This window comes from Streptomyces sp. PU-14G (genome assembly GCF_041028275.1).
Lineage (GTDB): Bacteria > Actinomycetota > Actinomycetes > Streptomycetales > Streptomycetaceae > Streptomyces.
In genome coordinates this window covers 1-17,906 of the sequence record NZ_JASKYT010000053.1, presented here as the reverse complement: position 1 = coordinate 17,906, position 17,906 = coordinate 1, and the positions used below count along the sequence as shown (strand labels likewise).

At 70.0% G+C, this 17,906-nt stretch carries 13 protein-coding genes; 5 read left to right on the top strand and 8 right to left on the bottom strand.

The features are described from left to right. Positions 1-34: 34 nt before the first annotated feature. Complete coding sequence (gene eccD, locus AB8Z75_RS09420; protein WP_369200968.1) at positions 35-1,561, bottom strand: type VII secretion integral membrane protein EccD; 1,527 nt, start codon at positions 1,559-1,561, stop codon at positions 35-37. Between the two features lie 265 nt (positions 1,562-1,826). Here eccD and eccCa point away from each other — a divergent pair, with 265 nt between their 5' ends. Both eccCa and AB8Z75_RS09410 read left to right on the top strand, forming a co-directional pair. Next, a complete protein-coding gene (eccCa, locus tag AB8Z75_RS09415; protein ID WP_369200967.1) occupies positions 1,827-5,807 on the top strand; it encodes a type VII secretion protein EccCa in 3,981 nt (1,326 codons plus the stop codon). A 204-nt stretch (positions 5,808-6,011) separates the two neighbouring features. After that, the gene (locus tag AB8Z75_RS09410) at positions 6,012-6,272 is read left to right on the top strand and encodes a DUF397 domain-containing protein (protein WP_369200966.1); all 261 of its coding nucleotides are present in this window, start codon (positions 6,012-6,014) and stop codon (positions 6,270-6,272) included. A gap of 127 nt (positions 6,273-6,399) precedes the next feature. On the opposite strand, the gene AB8Z75_RS09405 is transcribed toward AB8Z75_RS09410, so the two are convergent. The 7 genes from AB8Z75_RS09405 to eccB form a co-directional block, all read right to left on the bottom strand. Beyond that, a complete protein-coding gene (locus AB8Z75_RS09405; RefSeq protein WP_369200965.1) occupies positions 6,400-6,720 on the bottom strand; it encodes a WXG100 family type VII secretion target in 321 nt (106 codons plus the stop codon). A gap of 81 nt (positions 6,721-6,801) precedes the next feature. Next, positions 6,802-7,251: a WXG100 family type VII secretion target gene (locus AB8Z75_RS09400; protein WP_369200964.1), complete on the bottom strand. Its 450-nt coding sequence runs from the start codon at positions 7,249-7,251 to the stop codon at positions 6,802-6,804. Between the two features lie 60 nt (positions 7,252-7,311). Further along, positions 7,312-8,562 carry a S8 family serine peptidase gene (locus AB8Z75_RS09395; protein ID WP_369200963.1) on the bottom strand — a complete coding sequence of 417 codons (1,251 nt, stop codon included), beginning with the start codon at positions 8,560-8,562 and terminating at the stop codon, positions 7,312-7,314. Positions 8,563-8,566: 4 nt separating this feature from the next. Next, complete coding sequence (locus AB8Z75_RS09390) at positions 8,567-10,324, bottom strand: hypothetical protein (protein ID WP_369200962.1); 1,758 nt, start codon at positions 10,322-10,324, stop codon at positions 8,567-8,569. Positions 10,325-10,360: 36 nt separating this feature from the next. Further along, the gene (locus AB8Z75_RS09385) at positions 10,361-10,837 is read right to left on the bottom strand and encodes a hypothetical protein (RefSeq protein WP_369200961.1); all 477 of its coding nucleotides are present in this window, start codon (positions 10,835-10,837) and stop codon (positions 10,361-10,363) included. A 223-nt stretch (positions 10,838-11,060) separates the two neighbouring features. Next, positions 11,061-12,335, bottom strand: coding sequence for a type VII secretion-associated serine protease mycosin (mycP, locus tag AB8Z75_RS09380; RefSeq protein WP_369200960.1), 1,275 nt, complete (start codon positions 12,333-12,335; stop codon positions 11,061-11,063). A gap of 13 nt (positions 12,336-12,348) precedes the next feature. Further along, a complete protein-coding gene (gene eccB / locus AB8Z75_RS09375; protein ID WP_369200959.1) occupies positions 12,349-13,875 on the bottom strand; it encodes a type VII secretion protein EccB in 1,527 nt (508 codons plus the stop codon). 347 nt (positions 13,876-14,222) lie between these two features. Between eccB and eccE the strand changes: the two genes are divergently transcribed. The 3 genes from eccE to AB8Z75_RS09360 all read left to right on the top strand — a co-directional run. Continuing rightward, a complete protein-coding gene (gene eccE / locus AB8Z75_RS09370; protein WP_369200958.1) occupies positions 14,223-15,599 on the top strand; it encodes a type VII secretion protein EccE in 1,377 nt (458 codons plus the stop codon). Next, positions 15,599-16,303 (top strand): hypothetical protein, encoded by a 705-nt coding sequence (locus AB8Z75_RS09365; RefSeq protein WP_369200957.1) that lies wholly within the window; start codon positions 15,599-15,601, stop codon positions 16,301-16,303. Before eccE ends, AB8Z75_RS09365 begins: the two co-directional genes overlap by 1 nt. Before the next feature lie 113 nt (positions 16,304-16,416). Beyond that, positions 16,417-17,906: SCO5717 family growth-regulating ATPase (locus AB8Z75_RS09360; RefSeq protein WP_369200956.1), on the top strand; the 1,490-nt coding region annotated here is incomplete at its 3' end.

The following is a 17,906-nucleotide window of genomic DNA, read 5'->3' as shown; positions in this document are numbered from 1 at the left end:
CGATACTCGACAGGCCGGTACAGGGTACCAGTGGCTAGCTGGTGAGACTCCGGGCGGCCGAGTAGACGTCCATCACCGCCAGGCACAGCGGCACCAGCGTGAGCAGGACGAAGGTCTCCAGGATCTCCACGAACCGCCCCCAGAAGGGGGTCACGCCCTTGCTCGGGACGGTCAGGCCGATGGCGATCACCAGCACCGCGCCCACGGCCAGCGCGGCGCTCAGCCACACGGTGCGCAGGGCGTCGCCGCCCGCGGGGAAGTCACCCGCCAGGCCCACGCCCAGCAGCACCAGCGCGGCGAGACCCGCCACCAGCGAGCTGGCGACCTGCGAGGTGTAGCGGAAGAGCCGGGCCCGCAGCAGCATCGCGATGCCCGTCGCCAGGACGAGCAGCTGACCCCACCCCGAGTCGGAGAAGCCGAGCACGGCGCAGGAGACGGTGACGACGGCCGCGCAGCCACCGACCAGGCCGACCAGCAGCTCGTGGCCGCGCCGCGCCTGGGCCGCGATGCGCTCGGCGTCGATCGGGCCCTGGGTCTGCGGCGCCGCGTCCGGGTCGGCGTCGTAGTCGCTCATCTCGGTGCGGGTCGTCTCGTACCCGATGGGCAGGCGCGCGAAGCGGGTCGAGAGGCCCGGCAGGAACGCCAGCACGCCGACGGCCACCGGGGCGCAGATGGCGGCGGTCTCCACCGGACGGATGTCGGTCACGATCGCGATGAAGGTGATCACGGTGCCGAGGGTCGCGGTGAAGGCGGCGGCCACGAACGGCCCGTCACCGTTGGGCGTCAGTGCGACCAGGACGGCGGCTGCCAGCAGGACGCTCACGCAGCCGAGCAGGAACTGCAGCCTGCCCACCCCGTGCCCCGCGTCCAGGGGCAGCAGGCCGCTGCCTGCCACCATCAGGTGCGGCATCGCACCGAGACCCAGCGTGACGGCGGTGGGCCGGTCGTCGTAGACCCGGGCCCGTACGGCGGACAGCGCCAGCAGCAGCACACCGGCGACGGCCGCGAGGACGCCCGCGAGGCCGTGCATGTCGTGGCCCACCGGGTCGGAGAACCACAGCACCACCGCCGTCAGCGCCAGCAGCACGCCGCCGCCGATCAGGCCTGCCGCGCGCATCATGCCGTCGCCCCACAGCTTGCGGTCCTTGGTGACCGCGGAGGCGACGGCGTCGGAGACGTCGTCGAAGACGGCGGGCGGCAGCGACTCGGCGAACGGACGCAGGCTGAGGACCTCGCCGTCGAGGATGCGCTGAGCCGTCAGCGAGCGGGAGCTGTCCAGCACGGTGCCGTCGCGGCGCACCAGGTGGTACCCGACGGGGGCGCCCTCGGCCGGGCTCTGCCCCGAGAGCCTGAGGATCTCGGGGTAGAGGTCGGCGACCGCGATGTCCTCCGGGAGCGCGACGTCGATCCGGCTGTCGGGCGCGACGATGGTCACCCGGCAGAAGCCGGTGTCCAGGGCTGCTCCGGCTGCCCGCCCGTGCGGGCCGGCCGCTCCTCGAGCACCGCCGGCACCCGGCTGCCCGCCGGGCCCGGTGGCGGCGGCGGAAGCCGTCGTACTCACCTGTGTGTCCCCCTCGAAAGCCTGCTGGGCACCTGCCCGCGCTGCTGAGCACCCGTGTGTGCGGGTGTGTCGGGCTGCGAACGCCTGTGTGAGCGACTGCTGCGGTCGCGGCGGCAGCGCGCGCCACCCTACCGGTCCCGGTCAACTCACTGTGCCATTAGGATCGCCAGGCGCGGAGGGGGGACCATCGCCACGGGGCGCCGCACCGGGAAAGTCCCTTCCGCCACAAGGGACACCAGGGAACGCAAGGGAAATTGGTGCGCGAGTGACCCAGATCGTCGTCAAGCGTCCGCCTCGGGCACTGCCCCCGGAAGTGCCGGGCGAGCAACTGGAGTTGCAGCCGCCGCCGGAGCTGCCGCGCGGCCAGCAGGAGGGCATGTGGCTGCAACTCCTGCCGATGCTCGGCATGGGCGGGTCCAGCGTCTACTTCCTCATGCCCGGCATGAACTCCCACCCGATGATGAAGATCATGGGCGTTCTGATGTTGTTCTCGACGCTCGCCATGGTCATCGCCATGATCGTCAGGATGCGCCGCGGCACCCAGGGCGAGATGGCACAGTCGCGCCGCGACTACCTCAAGTACCTGGCGCAGACGCGCCGCACCGTACGCAAGACGGCACTCAAGCAGCGCGACGCCCAGTTCTACCTGCACCCCGAGCCCGACCAGCTGTGGTCACTGGTGGCCGAGGGCAGCAGGGTGTGGGAGCGGCGCCCCTCCGACGGCGACTTCGGCCAGGTGCGCGTCGGCCTCGGCGCCCAGCAGCTGGCCACACCCCTGGCCGCCCCCGAGACCGCGCCCGTGGACGAACTGGAGCCGCTGACCGTCGGCGCCATGCACCAGTTCCTCAACACCCACGCCACCCTCGAGAACCTGCCCATGGCGGTCTCCCTGCGGGCCTTCTACCACGTGACGCTCAGCGGCGACCCCGACACCCTCTACGGGGCCGCACGCGCCATGCTCTGCTCGCTGGCCGCCCTCCACTCCCCCGAGGAACTCGTGATCGCGGTCGCCGCGGGCCGCGAGTCCTACGCCTCCTGGGACTGGGCCAAGTGGCTGCCGCACGCCCAGGCCAAGGACGCCGCCGACGGCGCGGGCACGCGCCGGCTGATCGTCTCCGACACCCTCCAGCTGGAGGAGCTGCTGGCCGCGCGCCTGGAGGGACGGCCCCGGTTCAACGGCGCCGCCGACCCCGTGCTGGAAGCGCCGCACCTCGTCGTCGTCCTGGACGGGACCGCCGTCCTGCCCAACTCGCTGCTGGCCGCGCCCGAAGGCCTCCAGGGCGTCACCATCGTCGAGATCGTCCCCGGCGACATCGACGTGGCGCGCGGCGGCCTCTCCGTCGTCGTCCAGCCGCGCGCCCTGCGCCTGGAGTCAGGACACGGACTCGTCTACGACGGAACCCCCGACACGCTCTCCTACCCCGCCGCCGAGGCAGTGGCACGGCAGCTCGCACCCCTGCGCGCGGGCTCCGGCGACGACGGCGACGAACCGCTGCTGGCCAAGCTGGAGTTCACCGACCTGCTGAACCTCGGAGACGCCGCCTCCGTCGACGTCTCCCGCACCTGGCGGCCCCGCTCCCAGGCCGAACGGCTCCGCGTGCCCATCGGCGTCGGCGAGGACGGCCAGCCGGTCATGCTGGACCTCAAGGAGGCCGCGCAGGACGGCATGGGCCCGCACGGACTGTGCGTGGGCGCGACCGGCTCGGGAAAGTCCGAACTCCTGCGCACCCTCGTGCTCGGCCTCGCGGTCACCCACTCCTCCGAGACCCTGAACTTCGTCCTCGCGGACTTCAAGGGCGGCGCCACGTTCGCCGGCATGGCACACATGCCGCACGTCGCCGCCGTCATCACCAACCTCGCCGACGACCTCACCCTCGTCGACCGCATGGGCGACTCCATCCGCGGCGAGCTCAACCGGCGCCAGGAGATGCTCCGCGACGCCGGCAACTACGCCAACATCCACGACTACGAGAAGGCACGCGCCGCCGGCGCCCCCCTCTCCCCCATCCCCTCGCTCGTCCTCGTCATCGACGAGTTCAGCGAGCTGCTCACCGCCAAACCCGACTTCATCGACATGTTCATCCAGATCGGCCGCATCGGCCGCTCCCTGGGTGTCCATCTGCTGCTCGCCTCGCAGCGACTCGAAGAGGGCAGGCTGCGCGGCCTGGAGACCTACCTGTCCTACCGCGTCGGCCTGCGCACCTTCTCCGCCGCCGAGTCCCGCGCCGCACTCGGCGTCCCCGACGCCTACCACCTGCCGTCCGTCCCCGGATCCGGCTACCTGAAGTTCGGTACCGACGAGATGACCCGCTTCAAGGCCGCCTACGTCTCCGGCGTCTACCGCGCGGGCAGCGACGGCGAAGCAACCGTCACAGGCCCCGCCGCGGGAAACCGGCGCCCCGTGCTGTTCACCGCCGCCGAGGTACCGGTGCAGCGCCCCGATCCCGGCACCGTCGCCCCCGTGCCCGCCCAGCCGGTCGGCGGCGCCGACGACGACGCACTGGCCGACACCGTCCTCGACGTCGTCGTACGGCGCCTCGAAGGCCAGGGCACACCCGCCCACCAGGTGTGGCTGCCCCCGCTCGACAGCGCCTCCCCCCTCGACGAACTCCTCCCAGGGCTCGCCCCCGTCGAAGGGCGCGGCCTGACCGTCCCCGACTACCCGCGGCTCGGACAGCTCGTCGTCCCCGTCGGTCTCGTCGACAAGCCCTTCGAGCAGCGCCGCGACCCGCTCTACCTCGACTTCTCCGGCGCCGCGGGACACATGCTCGTCGTCGGCGGGCCCCAGTCCGGCAAGTCCACCCTGGTGCGCAGCCTCATCTCGTCCTTCGCGCTCACCCACACCCCCGCAGAGGTGCAGTTCTACGGGCTCGACTTCGGTGGCGGCGGCATGTCCGCGGTCGCCGACCTCCCCCACGTCGGCGGCACCGCCTCCCGCCTCGACCCCGAACGGGTGCGCCGCACCATCGCCGAGGTCTACGGCATCCTCAACCGCCGCGAGGAATACTTCCGCGCCCACAGCATCGACTCCATCGCCACCTACCGCCGGCGCCGCTCCCGCGGCCAGATCACGGACCAGGCGTGGGGTGACGTCTTCCTGGTCATCGACGGCTGGGGCAACTTCCGCAACGACTACGAGGGCCTCACCGACATCGTCGGTGACATCGCAGCCCGAGGCCTGGGCTACGGCATCCACCTGGTCATCACCGCCTCGCGCAACATGGAGGTACGAGCGGCCCTCAAGGACCTGCTGATGAACCGCCTCGAGCTGCGGCTCGGCGACACGATGGACTCCGAGTTCAACCGCAAGGTCGCCGCCAACGTGCCCGCCGGCGTCCCAGGGCGCGGCCAGACCATGGAAGCCCTCCACTTCATGACCGCCGTCCCCCGCATCGACGGCGTCGGCTCCGATGACGACCTCGCCGACGCCAGCGCCGAGATGTGCCGCGCCGTGGTCGCACACTGGCAGGGCGCCCCGGCACCCCAGGTCCGGCTCCTGCCCCGCGAGCTCCCCGCAGCCCGCCTCCCCGGCGGCGGAGACCACCCCGAACGCGGCGTCGCCTTCGCCATCGACGAGAACAACCTGGAACCCGTCTTCGTCGACTTCGAGACCGACCCGTTCTTCCTCGTGTTCGGCGAAAGCGAATCCGGCAAGACAGCGCTGCTGCGGCTCCTCGTCCAACAGATCACCCGGCGCTACTCCGGCGACGAGGCGAAGATCGTCGTCGGCGACTACCGGCGCTCGCTCCTCGGCGCCATCCCCGACACCCACCTGCTCGAATACGCGCCCATGTCCAACACCATGGAGACGCACATGAACGCGCTCCGCGACCTGATGGACCGGCGCGCGCCCTCCCCCGACGTGACACCGCAGCAGCTGCGGGACCGCAGCTGGTGGACCGGGCCGCAGATCTTCATCGTCGTCGACGACTACGAACTCGTGGCCACCTCCAGCGGCAACCCGCTGTCCGTCCTCACCGAACACCTGCCGTTCTCGCGCGACGTCGGCGTACGCTTCCTCATCGCCCGCAGCTCAGCCGGCGCCTCACGCTCCATGTTCGAGTCCTTCATGACCCGCATCAAGGAGCTGGGCGCCCAAGGCGTCGTCCTCTCCGGCGACCCCAGCGAGGGCGACCTCCTCGGCAACGTCCGCCCCCGCCCCATGCCCCCGGGCCGCGGCTTCTTCGTCTCCCGCAAACGCGGGACACCGCTGGTGCAGTTGGGGTGGCTGCCTGAGGAGCAGTAGAGGTGGGGTGCCCCGGTGCCCCGGTACGAACAGCGCGTTCGGGTGAGCGCGCGTGATCGGACTTGTGACCGGAGACGTGTCCGGACACGTGACCCGACACCAGGTGTGAGCCGGGAGAGCGCCCTCTCCGGCGGACGGCCTGTGCGCCACCCACCACGCCACGTAGTCTTGACCCGCACGAAGCGCGCGAAGGGAGAGCCACCGGTGGGTACTCAGCAGGAAAAGGAAGAGCTGTACGCGTTGGACATCTCCGACGCCGTCTGGGAGAGCGCTCCCGGCAGCCCCGAGGACGAACGCGTCGAGATCGCCCACATCGCCGGCGGCGCCGTCGCCATGCGCAACTCCAAGGAACCGGACGTCGTCCTGCGCTACACCGCCGCCGAATGGCGAGCCTTCGTCCTGGGCGCACGCGACGGGGAATTCGACCTGGAGCCGACAGTGCGGAACGGCGGCGTGGAGGAATGAGGGGGCGGGGGCTGCGCATCACGTGAAGTGTGCGCGACTCGCCTCCGACTCACCGCCGGGGCGGAGCGAAACATCGGGCGGGGCCGCGGTTTGCCGCGACCCCGCCCACTCGCTGGGGAGCTAGAGCTCACCAACCGCCGATTTGCTCGAAAAGACGACTGGCCTTGAGGTCGGTAGCGTGGTACTTCCCACTGCCGTCCCGGACCAGGTTCTCGATGCGGCCGAGCTGCTCCTTGATGTCGCTCGCGCGCGCGTGCCACTGCTTGTCGACAGCGCGGAACATTTGCTTGGCTTCGCCCTCCCAGACGTCTTCGGTCTTCTGGACCTCACGCCAGAGCGCTTCCATCTGGTCGATGACCATCTGCTTGCGAAGCCTGATCTGCTCTGCGATCTCGTCGAGGTGGGAGTAGTTGACCTTGAGTGCACTCAGCGGGTCTTCAGCGGACATGCCTTCTCCGATCACGTACAGGAAAGTGCGGTCGTGGTGCAGGGCGCGGTACGGAGCGTTGCGGCTACCGTGCGAGGTCCGTCAGACGCCGTTCAGTTTGCTGCCAGGAGTCCCGACCTCCCGGCCGTTGTAATCCGCCCCGCCGCCACCGTCGAGGCCGGCATTGATTCCGTGCAGGCCGCTGTCCGCACTGATGTGACCGCCCGCTTCGGAGCCGTTGACATCGATCCCGCGGAAGGCGTTGACAATCTCGTCCTCATTGCCACCGGCCATCTTCGAGGTGCCGTGAGCCGCGTCGATGAGCCCGTTCAACATCTGGTTGATGGCGTGGTGGTCGTTGTTGATGCTGTTCTGCGCCCGCTGGAAGGCGGAAGCGCCGGCACCTGTCCAGCCGGCGCCGACCATACCGATGAGGGTCTGCAGATGCCGGACGTTCGTGTGCAGTTGACCGCTGATCTCTGTCAGGTTGCTCTTGAACTTGGCGAACTCGCCTGGGTCGAGCTTCTGGCCGTAACCAGCAACTTCCGCCATGAGAATGCCTTTCTTCTCTTGGGTCTGTCCGTTCCGTCTACGACGCGGCGTACTGCCGCACTAGTTCCGCCTCAGGCGTACGACAGCGAAGCCGCACCCCGCGAGGACGATGACTCCCGCCGCGATGCCGCCTGCGGGGAGTAGCCAACTGCGGTCCGCTTCCTGCGACTTCGAGTCTGCCACCTTGACCTTGTCAGGGGCATCGTCTTTCCCCGAGTTCTTCCCGTCGGAGGACTTGGGCTTGGCGCTCGCGGTCGAAGGGCCCGTCTTTTCGTTGGTGAGAGGACTGATGTCCGGATCGCCCGGGTCGCCCTTTCCCTCCAGGAGGTTGAGACGGGGACGGACGGCGCCGTAGCCGAGGTATTTACTCTGCGTCTTCTCGTTGCCGGCGAGACCGGCCGTCTTCGTCAGTACGCGAAGTACCTGGTTTCCGGTCCAGTCCGGATGCTTGGACCAGATCAGGGCAGCGGAGGCGGAAGCGATCGCGGTCGCCAAACTCGTACCCTGCAAGTGTGGACAGTAGTGGGTTCGGTCTGCGTCACACCAGCCGGGGAGATCCTCACCCGGGGCTGCCAAGGTGACTTCGTCACCATACGACGAAAACTTGCTCACCTTGCCGTCGCTGGCAGTAGCAGCCACTCCGGCCACCTCTGGGTAACCCGCCGGGTAAGACTGAAGGTTTCCTTCCTTGGCCTCATTCCCAGCCGAGGCGAACATGATCTTTCCCTTTTTCGCGGCATACTCAACCGCCTTCTCCACCTCAGGGCCTGGCGGACCACCGATCGACAAATTAATGATCTTGGCGTCGCTGTCGGCTGCGGCCTTGATCGCCTTCTCCGCATGGCTGAAGATGTCCCCCTTCTCGCGCCCTTTCACTCCTTCAATACCTACTCGGTAGGGAAGGATCTTCGCGCCAGGTGCGAGACCTTTGAGGGAACCACCTGCTCCTGTGCCGGCAATCATTTCCGCCACGGTTGTACCGTGACCAGCGTCATCTTTGGTCTCATCGCCAGGAGCGTTGGCATAATCCTTACCGGGCAGTACTTTGCCTTTCAGGGACGGCGTCGACGGGTCTACCCCGGTGTCCACGACAGCAACGGTGACGCCTGCCCCGGTGCTTACCTCCCACATTGCCTCGGCCTGCATGGCCTCCAGGTACCACTGCTTCCCTTGCACGTTGTCCGCAGCGGCGGCCGGGGCCAGTCCGACATGGAGCACAGCGAAAACGCCGACCACCGCGCCGCCGGAGGCGAAACGCCGCCACATGGTTGGGAAAGGCCAGCCACCGCGAAGCGTCATGGACTCACTCATTCTGTTACTCGATCACCGGAGGCACGGAGTTGCGCCGACGGGCGGGCGGCATTTCCTGCGCTGCTGGGTTGTCCGTGCCTGCCGCGCGGCTGTCCTCCGGATTGGATATGCCATCGGACGAGGCGTCTTCCCCGTCCTCCCGAACGAGCCCGGAGCCCCCTGAAGTGAACTCGCGGCCACGACGCCTCCGGTCCGTTTCCTGCTGTCTGGGCGTGCCGACGATGCCGCCTGGAGCGGAGGCCACCCTCCGGCCCTGGGAGTCCTTCTTCGATTTCGTTTCACCCGTGCGGCTACCGATCGGCGGTACTCCCATCGGAGCGCGCCTGGCAGAGGCGCCACCCTCGGTGCCGACGACCGTTCCGCGGGGGATACCAGGGGAACTCGGACGCGGAGTGGCTCGGCTCGGCGTTCCTCCCACGATCCCGCCAGGCTGGGAGGCACGCGCGGTCCCCGAGCCGGTTCCACGGCCGGCGTTGGAAGTTCCGTTGTTGGGGTTCGTCATACCCGGATGCATCATCCCGGGACGCCCCATCGGGCCGGTGCGTCCGCCGGTGCCCTGCGGGTCCCTGGACGCAGCGTTCGTGGGCAACCCGGTCACCGGCGAGCGCCCTGTCGGCCCTGTCGTCTGCCGCCCCGTCGGAGGCGGAGGTACTGGTCCGGGCCGCATGGGAGCGGGCGAGGGCCGCATCGGGCCAAGCGACTTGGTCATGCCCGGCCCGGTGCTCCTGCCCGTCTGCGGCAGCGGGCCCGGGAGCGCTGGCGGTTGGCCGGGTCCAGTTGTCGTAGGTCCGGGAGTAGTGGGACCGGGAGGAGACGTATGCGTCTGCACGGGGTCGATCGCCGTATGAGGCAGCGTCGCCGTGTCGATAGCCGTGGAGACACCCGCATCGGGATGGAGTGAAGTCCGTACAGGGGCGTCGATACCACTGTGCGGCTGCGTTGGATGCACAGTATTGCCGTCCACGCCTCCAGGGTTCGTCGGGGCGCCCCACCCCCCTGGTGAGACGCTTGCGTTTCTACTGGTCGGAGTTGCCTCCTGGCCAGATGACGGCACTCCCCCTGGGCCTGACACGTCCGGCATGGGCTCAGCTCGCGGAACACCGATGTTCGGCATCTGCTCGAACTGCGGAATCATCCCCTCCGCCGCCGCCATGTTCCGGCTCGAGACGTCGTAGTACGACGCGATCCGGTTCATCTGGATCAGGGCGGCGTTGTGGTTCTTCTTGTACTGCTTGTACTTGGGGTTGTCCTCGTTCCGCTTGTCCTTCGGGATCTCCTCGACGTCCCGGATCTCGACCTCTTCGTCCTTGGGCATCGAGCCCTGGGTTCCTGCCAGCCCCAGGCTCATCACGGAAAGCTCGGTGCTGACCGTTTCCGCGTAACCACCCATGTGCTGGGTGTTCTTGCCGAGTTGGACGGCCCACTTCTTGCAGGCCCGCTCCGCCTCACCCTCCCATTCGGCGCGCTCGGCCTCGGTCTGCAGCCACGAGCCGGCTGACTTGATGGCCTTGGACGCGTTGTAGAGAGCGTTGGCCACTGTCTCCAGGTCGGACGGCTTCGCGGTCCTGACCATGTCGAGCAGCTCACCGAGGGGTTTCTTCTCGAAGTCGGTCGTCTGCCCGGGAAGGTAGAGCACCGCGAACGGGGACGTGACCAGCCCGTGCCGCGCCAGGTCGCGCATGGCGATGTTCGCACCGGCGCTGGGGTTGTCCAGGTCGGGCGCCTCGGGCTTGGGCGCGCCGCCACCGTCTGTTCCACCCACGGGTATGCCTCCGTCAAAGTCGCCGACGTCTGATGCTCAGTACTTGGATTGGGACTGTTCGTTTCGAGGCGCGTCGGCTTCCTTCGTCTCATTCTTGTCGTGCTTGGCCGCCTCGACCTTCCGCTTCTCTTCTTCCAACTCCGCCTGGATCGCCCAGAAGCGCCGTTTCTCGTCCTCGTCCATCTGGTCGAAGCCCTTGTCGGCGTCGGAGACGGCGATGCCGAACATGAAGATCTGGTCGTCGAGCTTTCTGGACAGCTCGGTCAGGTGGTTGTGGACCTTGTTGTACTGCGCGAGCACGCCTGTCGCCTCGGGGAAGGCGACTTCTCCGTGGACCGAGGTGGGGGTGAGCCGTTGGGCTTCCAGCGCGATGCGGCCACCTGCGGAGTCCTGGAGTTCCTTCAGGGCGTCGTCGATCTTCTTCTTGAACTTCTTGAGGACTTCCTCGCCCCGCAGAAGATCAGGCTTCTTGCCTTTCGGTTCACTTTTGGGCGTGCCCTTCGGCTCGCTCATCTCGCCCTCCCCGTGCGCGTCCACCCGTCGCGGGCCCTGTGGCGGCTGCCGTTGCCCGCTGTGCGCTGTGTGTCACTGTAGTCACACCCTATGTCGATCCCAACTGCAAATCCGAGGCGGGGTGGTGGGTCGTAGCAGGGCTGTTGCTTGTGCGTGACACATCTCTCTTGTACCAGCGGACACCGACATCCGACATGGCGTCGGCCCACGTGTGAGGAGGTCCTCAGCGGGTGGCCGTGGGGTGCCGGCGGCGGCGCCAGTCGCGGTAGACGAGGGAGGAGCCCGCGACGATCGCGACGAGGGTGCCGCCGCCGAGGAGGACGTAGGTGCCGAGGCGTTCGTTGCGTTCCTGCTCGGTTTCGCCGAGTTCGAGTTCGGCGGGGGTCGGTTTCTCGCCGGTTTCGACGCCTTCTTCGGCGACGGGGTGGTCGATGCGCTTGCTGTCCTCGGTGAGGGCGGCCACCGGGTCGACGACGCCCCAGCCGACGAGGCGGTCGTGGCCGGGGATGGAGCGTTCGGCGGTCTGCTCGATCTGGGCGACGATGTTCTCCTGGGTCCAGCGGTCTGCGCCCTTGTCGTGTTTGGCGCGCAGGAGTGCCGCTACGCCCGCCACGTAGGGGGCGGAGAAGCTGGTGCCGTTGTCGGCGCAGTGGCCGCCCTTGGGGACGGTGGAGATGATGTCGACGCCGGGGGCCGCCACGTCCACGAACTCTCCCGACTGGGAGAAGGGCGCGCGCTCGTTGTTGCGGTCGGAGGAGGCGACGGCGAGTACGCCGGGGTAGGAGGCGGGGTAGGTCTTCTTGACGTTGCCGCCGAGGCCGTCGTTGCCGGCCGAGGCGACGACGACGACGTCGGCGGCCAGGGCGCGCTGGACGGATCTTTCGAGGGAGGAGTCCGGCTGCAGGGCTTCGGCGGTGTCCTGCGAGATGTTGATGACGTCGGCATCCGCTTCGACGGCGTAGTCGATGGAGCGGGCGAGGCTTCCGGCTGTGCCGCTGCCGTTGGCGTCGTTCTGCTTGACGGGGATGATCGTCGCCTTGGGCGCCAGTCCGACGAAGCCGGTGTCGTCGGCGGGGCGGGCGGCGATGATGCCGGCGACCTTCGTGCCGTGGCCGACCTCGTCGGTGGTGGGTTTCCCGCGCGGGGTGGTGCGGCCTGTTTCGTCCTTCTTGCGCTTCTTGGGGAGGAAGTTCTTGCCGGCTTCCGCGTCGACGGCGTCCGTCAGTTGTTCGTTCTTGACGTCGACGCCCGTGTCGATGACGGCGACACGGACACCTGCGCCCTGATCGGTCTCCTGCCACAGTTCGTTGAGGAGCACCCTCTGGAGCGACCAGGGGCGGCCCTTGTACGGCTTGGCGGGGTAGCTGCACTGCGCGCTGGTGTCCGCCGCGGCGGGCGGGGCTGCCGTGAGGGTGAGGGTGGAGGCGGTGACGGCGGTCGCCGCGGCTGCTGCCGCCAGGCGGCGGAGCGCCGCGCGTGCCCGGATGGAGCTGCGCATCGTCCTACCCTCCTCAGGAGCCCTGCGGCTGGAGCGCGTCGCCGGTCGACAAGCGGGGCCCGGTGGGCAGGAACGAGGCCCACTCCGCCGGGACGAGGGCGGGTTTCACCTTCTCGTAGCCGAGCCTGCGCTGCGCGTTCTGGTCCTCTTGCTGTTGCTGTTCCTTCTTGGATTTCTTCTTCTTGTCCTCGCCGATGCCGGAGTCGTCGTGCGCGCTGTCGGCGTTGGCCTGCATGGCGTACCGCAGTCCGGTGTCGGTGACCAGGAACATGCCGCCGGACCGGGTGCTGCGTCCCTTGATCTGGCGGAAGAGCTGGCCGGTGCCGGGCGTGACGTAGGCGCTGGAGGTTCCCGCGGGCAGCTGGGCGGGAAACTCCGTGCCTGACCAGGTGCTCAGGGTGGTCGTGCCGGTCTTGCCGTTCACCTTGCGCAGGACGTTGCAGGCGACGTTGCGGCTGTCGGATCCGGTGTCGGCGGAGTTGACGGCGTGCGCCTTCTGGGTGGGCCACGTCAGCGACTTGCCGTAGTACTCCTTGGTCGGGGAGAAGGCGCTGGCGTTGACCTTGAGGGCCTGGCTGTTCTGCTGGAGCGGCAGCAGCTGCTTGGAGGACAGCAGGAGCTGAGCCATGAAGTCGCTGATCGGCATGACCCTGCCCTGCAGTACGACGTAGTGCTGCCAGTGGTTGCCCGAGGGTGCCTGGATGACGGCGCCGATGCGGTTGGTGCGGGAGTCGAGGCCCTGGACGCCGGCGTCCGTCCCGACGGTTCCGCGGATCTGCGGGAAGGCGATGTCGTCGCCTGTGTGCAGGGTGGCCAGCCACTGGCGGGAGACCCGCTGGGGTTTGCGGTTGTCCGTCAGGACGCGCAGCAGGGTCTCGTCGTGGGGGACGCGGTATTTGGTGCCCTTCTTGTCCACGACGTAGAGCCGGTCGTCGGGGCCTTGGACGTAGATGAGCTCCCCGCCGCGCAGGCGGTTGCCGCCCTCGACCTTGCCGCTGTCGCGGTCGGCCAGGACGAAGGCCGCTTTCTGTACGGCACGTCCGCCCTCGCCGGGGCGTTCGCAGACCGCCCAGCGCTTCTTCTGGCCCGCTTCCTTGGCTTCCGGGAGCCGGTCGGGTGCGTAGGGGATGCCCAGGGTGGCGCCGTGCGGGATGTCGCCGTTGTCGAGCACCTTCTCGTCGACTTTGACGACCTCTCCCTTTCCCGGGTCGAGGAGCAGCTTGGCGGAGGCGAGATTGAGCACCGGATGGAGCTGCGCTTTGCCGTCGGTCTCCAGGACGACGTAACGGGTGGTCGACTCGGAGCCGATGATGACTTTTTCCTTGGGCTTGTCCCAGCCTTCGGGCGCCTTCGGCTTGAACATGCCCCAGGCCCCGAATCCGGCGAGGATGAGGGCGCCGACGACGATGCCGGGCAGAATGCCGCGCAGGGGGCGGGGCGCGCCCTCCTCGGTACCTGTCGGAGACGGCTGGAGGAACGCCGCCACCAGCCGCTTCTTCGCGAAGGTGTAGGCGTTGAGCTCGTCGCGCCGTGATGCCATGAGTGAAAGACGCTCCCTGGAAGTCCCTGCTGTCCCCCGCACCGCCGAGGCCCTGACGGGCCCAGGACGATCCGGAACGATCCCGCTCGCCGGTCCGTACCCGGTCCATACCGGCCGCTCCACGCACACGCGCCCGTGCACACGCGACCGTGCGCGGCACACGCGACCGTGCGCGCTCCGCACAGCGCTGGTGCACGAGCCGGGCAGCGCCCGGGAGCGCTGCCGATTGTCGGACCGGGCCCCTACTATGCCCGTTGGGGATCGCCTCGTGCCGCTCCGGTATCGTGATCGCCCGCCCAACGCCCCTGACGAGTGGGGCCAATACGGACTTTAGGGGGCCTTCCGGGATGGGATCTGCGACGCGGGCGCGGGGTGCGGCGAGCACCGCTGGGCGCCCTGGGCCGGGGCCTTCCCGGCGCCCGGGGGCCGACGCGTCCGCCACGCGGACGGCCCAGCCGCCCCGGGTCCCCGCCTCGATGACGCTGCGCACCGAATCGCGGACGAGCCGTCTGGGCCCGTTCCAGCTCCAACAGCTCGTGCTGCTGGAGCTCGCCGCGGCCGTGCTCCTGATCGCAGCCGCCGTCGACCGGCTGCTGCTCGTGCCCGCCGTCGTGGTCGCCGCCGCTCTCGTGGCGCTGGCCGTCATCCGCCGTCACCGGCGTTCGCTGCGCGACTGGGGGAGCACGGTGCTGGCGTTGCGGGCCCGACGGCGCGCTGCCGCGCAGCCGTTGACGGCGGCGATGGTGCTGGACGAGGAGGGCGAGCGCGTCGACGCCAGTTTCCTGCCTCTGGTGGAGACGGCACCGGGGCTGCGCACGTACGCCTACCTCGACAAGAAGCGGCGCACCATAGGGATGCTGGGGGACGGCACCTTCCTGACGGCGCTGGTGCGGATCGAGGCGGCGCCCAGCGCGCTGCGCCCGGCGTTCGGCGCGCGTGTCCTCCCCCTGGGGCTGATGCACGACGCGCTCGACGTCGACGGCATCGCGCTGGAGTCGGTGCAGGTCGTCCAGCACGTCCAGCCCGCTCCCGCGCCGCACCTGCCGGACCAGTCGGTGGCGCGGCGCAGCTACGGGCCGCTGCAGGAGCAGACCGGATCGCCCGCCCTGCGGCTGACCTGGGTGGCCCTGAAGTTCGATCCGGAGCTGTCGCCGGAGGCGGTCGAGGCGCGCGGCGGTGGGCTGGAAGGCGCGCAGCGCTGTCTGGTGCGCGCTGCCGACCACCTGGCGAGCCGCGTCACGGGCGCGGGTTTCGTGGCGACGGTGCTGAACGAGCAGGAGCTGATAGCCGCGCTGGCGACCTCGGCATGCGTCAGCCCGGTGGCGACGGCTCGTGCGAGCCGGCCCGACGCGGCGCCGGCGCGGCGCACGGCTGAGACGGCCCGCGCCTGGCGGTGTGACGATCGTTGGCACACCTCCTACGCGGTGGGCCGCTGGCCCGAGTTGGGGCGGGCGGCCACACCGCTGCCGCGCCTGGTGGCGCTGCTGACGTCCGTGCCGACCCTGACGACGACGTTCAGCCTGACGCTGGGCCGCTCGGCGCGCCGGAGCGCCGTCACCGTCAGCGGGCACGTGCGTCTGACAGGTCGTTCGGACAACGAGCTGGCCGCGGCCCGCCGCCAGCTGGAGCGGTCGGCGCGTTCGGCCCGCCTGGGTCTGCTGCGGCTCGACCGTGAGCAGCTCCCCGGCGCCCTCGCGACGCTGCCGCTGGGAGGGGTGCGCTGATGGCGAGCCGTTACGGCCAGGGCCTGCTCGGTCCGCGCCGCACCGAACACGCGGTTCCCGCGGACCATCTGGCCGTCCTGTCACTGCCGATCGGGGACGACGGCGTGGTCGTCGGCAACGATGCGGAGGGCCGCCCCCAGGTGGTCGGCTTCCACCATCCGAGGCCGTACGACGTGGTGCTCGTCGGCGGCCTGTGGACAGCGCAGGTGCTCGCGCTGCGGCTCGCCGGCACGGGCGCCCGGGTCGCTGTGGAGACGGGTCGTGCCCACGTGTGGACGAACCTGGTGCAGGCGGCGGGCGCCGGCCAGGAGTGCATCACGCTCTACGACGTCGGACGCGTACCGCCGATGGGGCCGACGGTGAGCAGCCCGGTGCTGGTCGTGCGCGACTGCGGGATGCGGCCACCGCGCGGCCGGGTCGCCTCCATGCCGTGGCAGTCGGTGCTGACCCTGCTGCCGTATCTGAGCCCGGTGGCCCCTCGCCTGCTCCGGGGCGCGGGGCTGGCCGGTATCCAGCGGGTCTCGCCGGACGAGGCCCAGCAGATCGGCCGCATCATGCAGCTTCCGCGGCAGGACGTGGACGCGCTGTCCACGCTGGGCGACGGCGTCACGCTGTGGTGCACGCGCCGCGAGCGGAGTTACGCGCTGACGCAGCCGACGGACGCCGAGTCGGGGCTTTTGGGGACGGCGCGGCGGCTCGACTGAGCGTCCGACCGCGGACCGCACTCCCGTAGCGGTAGTTGTGATGATTAGGCTGGATGGACGCGCGTGGGCGGGCGCGCGGCAAACCGGGGTGAATGACCACAGCAGGAGGCATTGTGAGCAGCGACCGGGACGAGATCCGCGTCCGCGGGACCATGCCCGGCTCGGATCAGCTCGACGCGGAAGCGGATGCCGAGAGCGATGTGGAGTCGACGGGCCAGTTCACCATCGACTACACACCGCCCGCCTGGTACACGCAGGACGCGGGCGGCGGCCGGCCGGAGCCCGAGGCTCCCTCGGAGAGCACGGCCGGGACGGGAAGCGCGGACTCCTCGTCCGGCGGAGCGGAAGCCGCCGGCGCGCGTGCCGACGAGGGCGACTGGTGGGCGAGTTCGCCCACACCGCCCCCGCCTGCCGTGCCGCCCGCCACCGAACCGGCACCTGACACCAGCGCGGCGGGCGGTGCCGCCCCCGCTCCCGAACTGCCTGCTTTCCCCTCACTGCAGCCGTTCGGTGAGCAGCACCCTCCGGAGCCGGACAGCGATGCTCCGGGGCCGGACAGCCACGCTCCAGGGCCGGACAGCGCGGCAGAAACGGTGGGAACGAGTGAGACCGAGGCAGCCGGGCTGAACTCGGCCGCCGCCTCCTCCAGCGACTTCGACTTCCCCGGCTCCTCGGCCGAGTTCGCGGACGCTCCCGCCACGGCGGACGCCCCCGCCACGTTCGCCGACGCCCCTGCGCGGGAGAGCGGTACCGGCGAACCGCGAGCGGCCCGGACGGGCCAGTGGGCGGGCGAGACGGACCCAGCGGACGGGGCGGACCGGTCGGACGGGGCGGACGACGGGCTGGGTCCCGACTCCTTCGGCGCGGACTCGCCGGACCTGTCGGCGCGGTCGACGTCCGCGCCTGCGGCGACACCGGTACCGGCACCGGCATCGGGAGCACGGGAGCCCGACAACGACTCGGACCGGGACGCCCGGGACGACTTCGCGGTGCCGTCCGGTCCCGGCGACGCGCACGAGCAGGAAGCGCAGCGGGAGGACGAGGTGGCGCAGCAGGGCGAGGCTGCGGATACCAGCGACACCGCCGACGCGGCTGACCTCGCGCCGAGTTGGCGCGCTTCATCGGACGCAGGCCCCGAGGAGCGCCAGGAGGCGCCGGAAGAACGCCCGGAGGCGCCGGCCCGGCCGCAGGGTCAGGACGGCGCCACCATGCGCTTCTCCGCCTCCAGGCTGCGCCAGGAGATCGCCGCGTACGCGGAGCAGGAGGAGCGCAGGCACGACGAGGCCACTGCGGCAGCCGACGCTTCCCGTGACCCCGCGCGTGGCACCGCGCGCGACACGGACAGCGACCGCGACGAAGCACCACGCGTGGACACCGCTCAAGATGGAGCAAGCACCCCCCTGGGCTCTGCCCACCCGGAGAGCAAGGACCGTACGGGCAGCGGGCGGGAACCGCAGGACGCGGTCCCTCCCTCCTACGACTTCGACCTGGAAGCCCCCTCCGCGGAGCGCCGGTACGACGCTCCGCCCGCGCCGGCACCCGCAGAACGGCGGGACGCGGAACCGCAGGACGCGATGCCGCCGCACCCGCTCTCCCCCGCCAC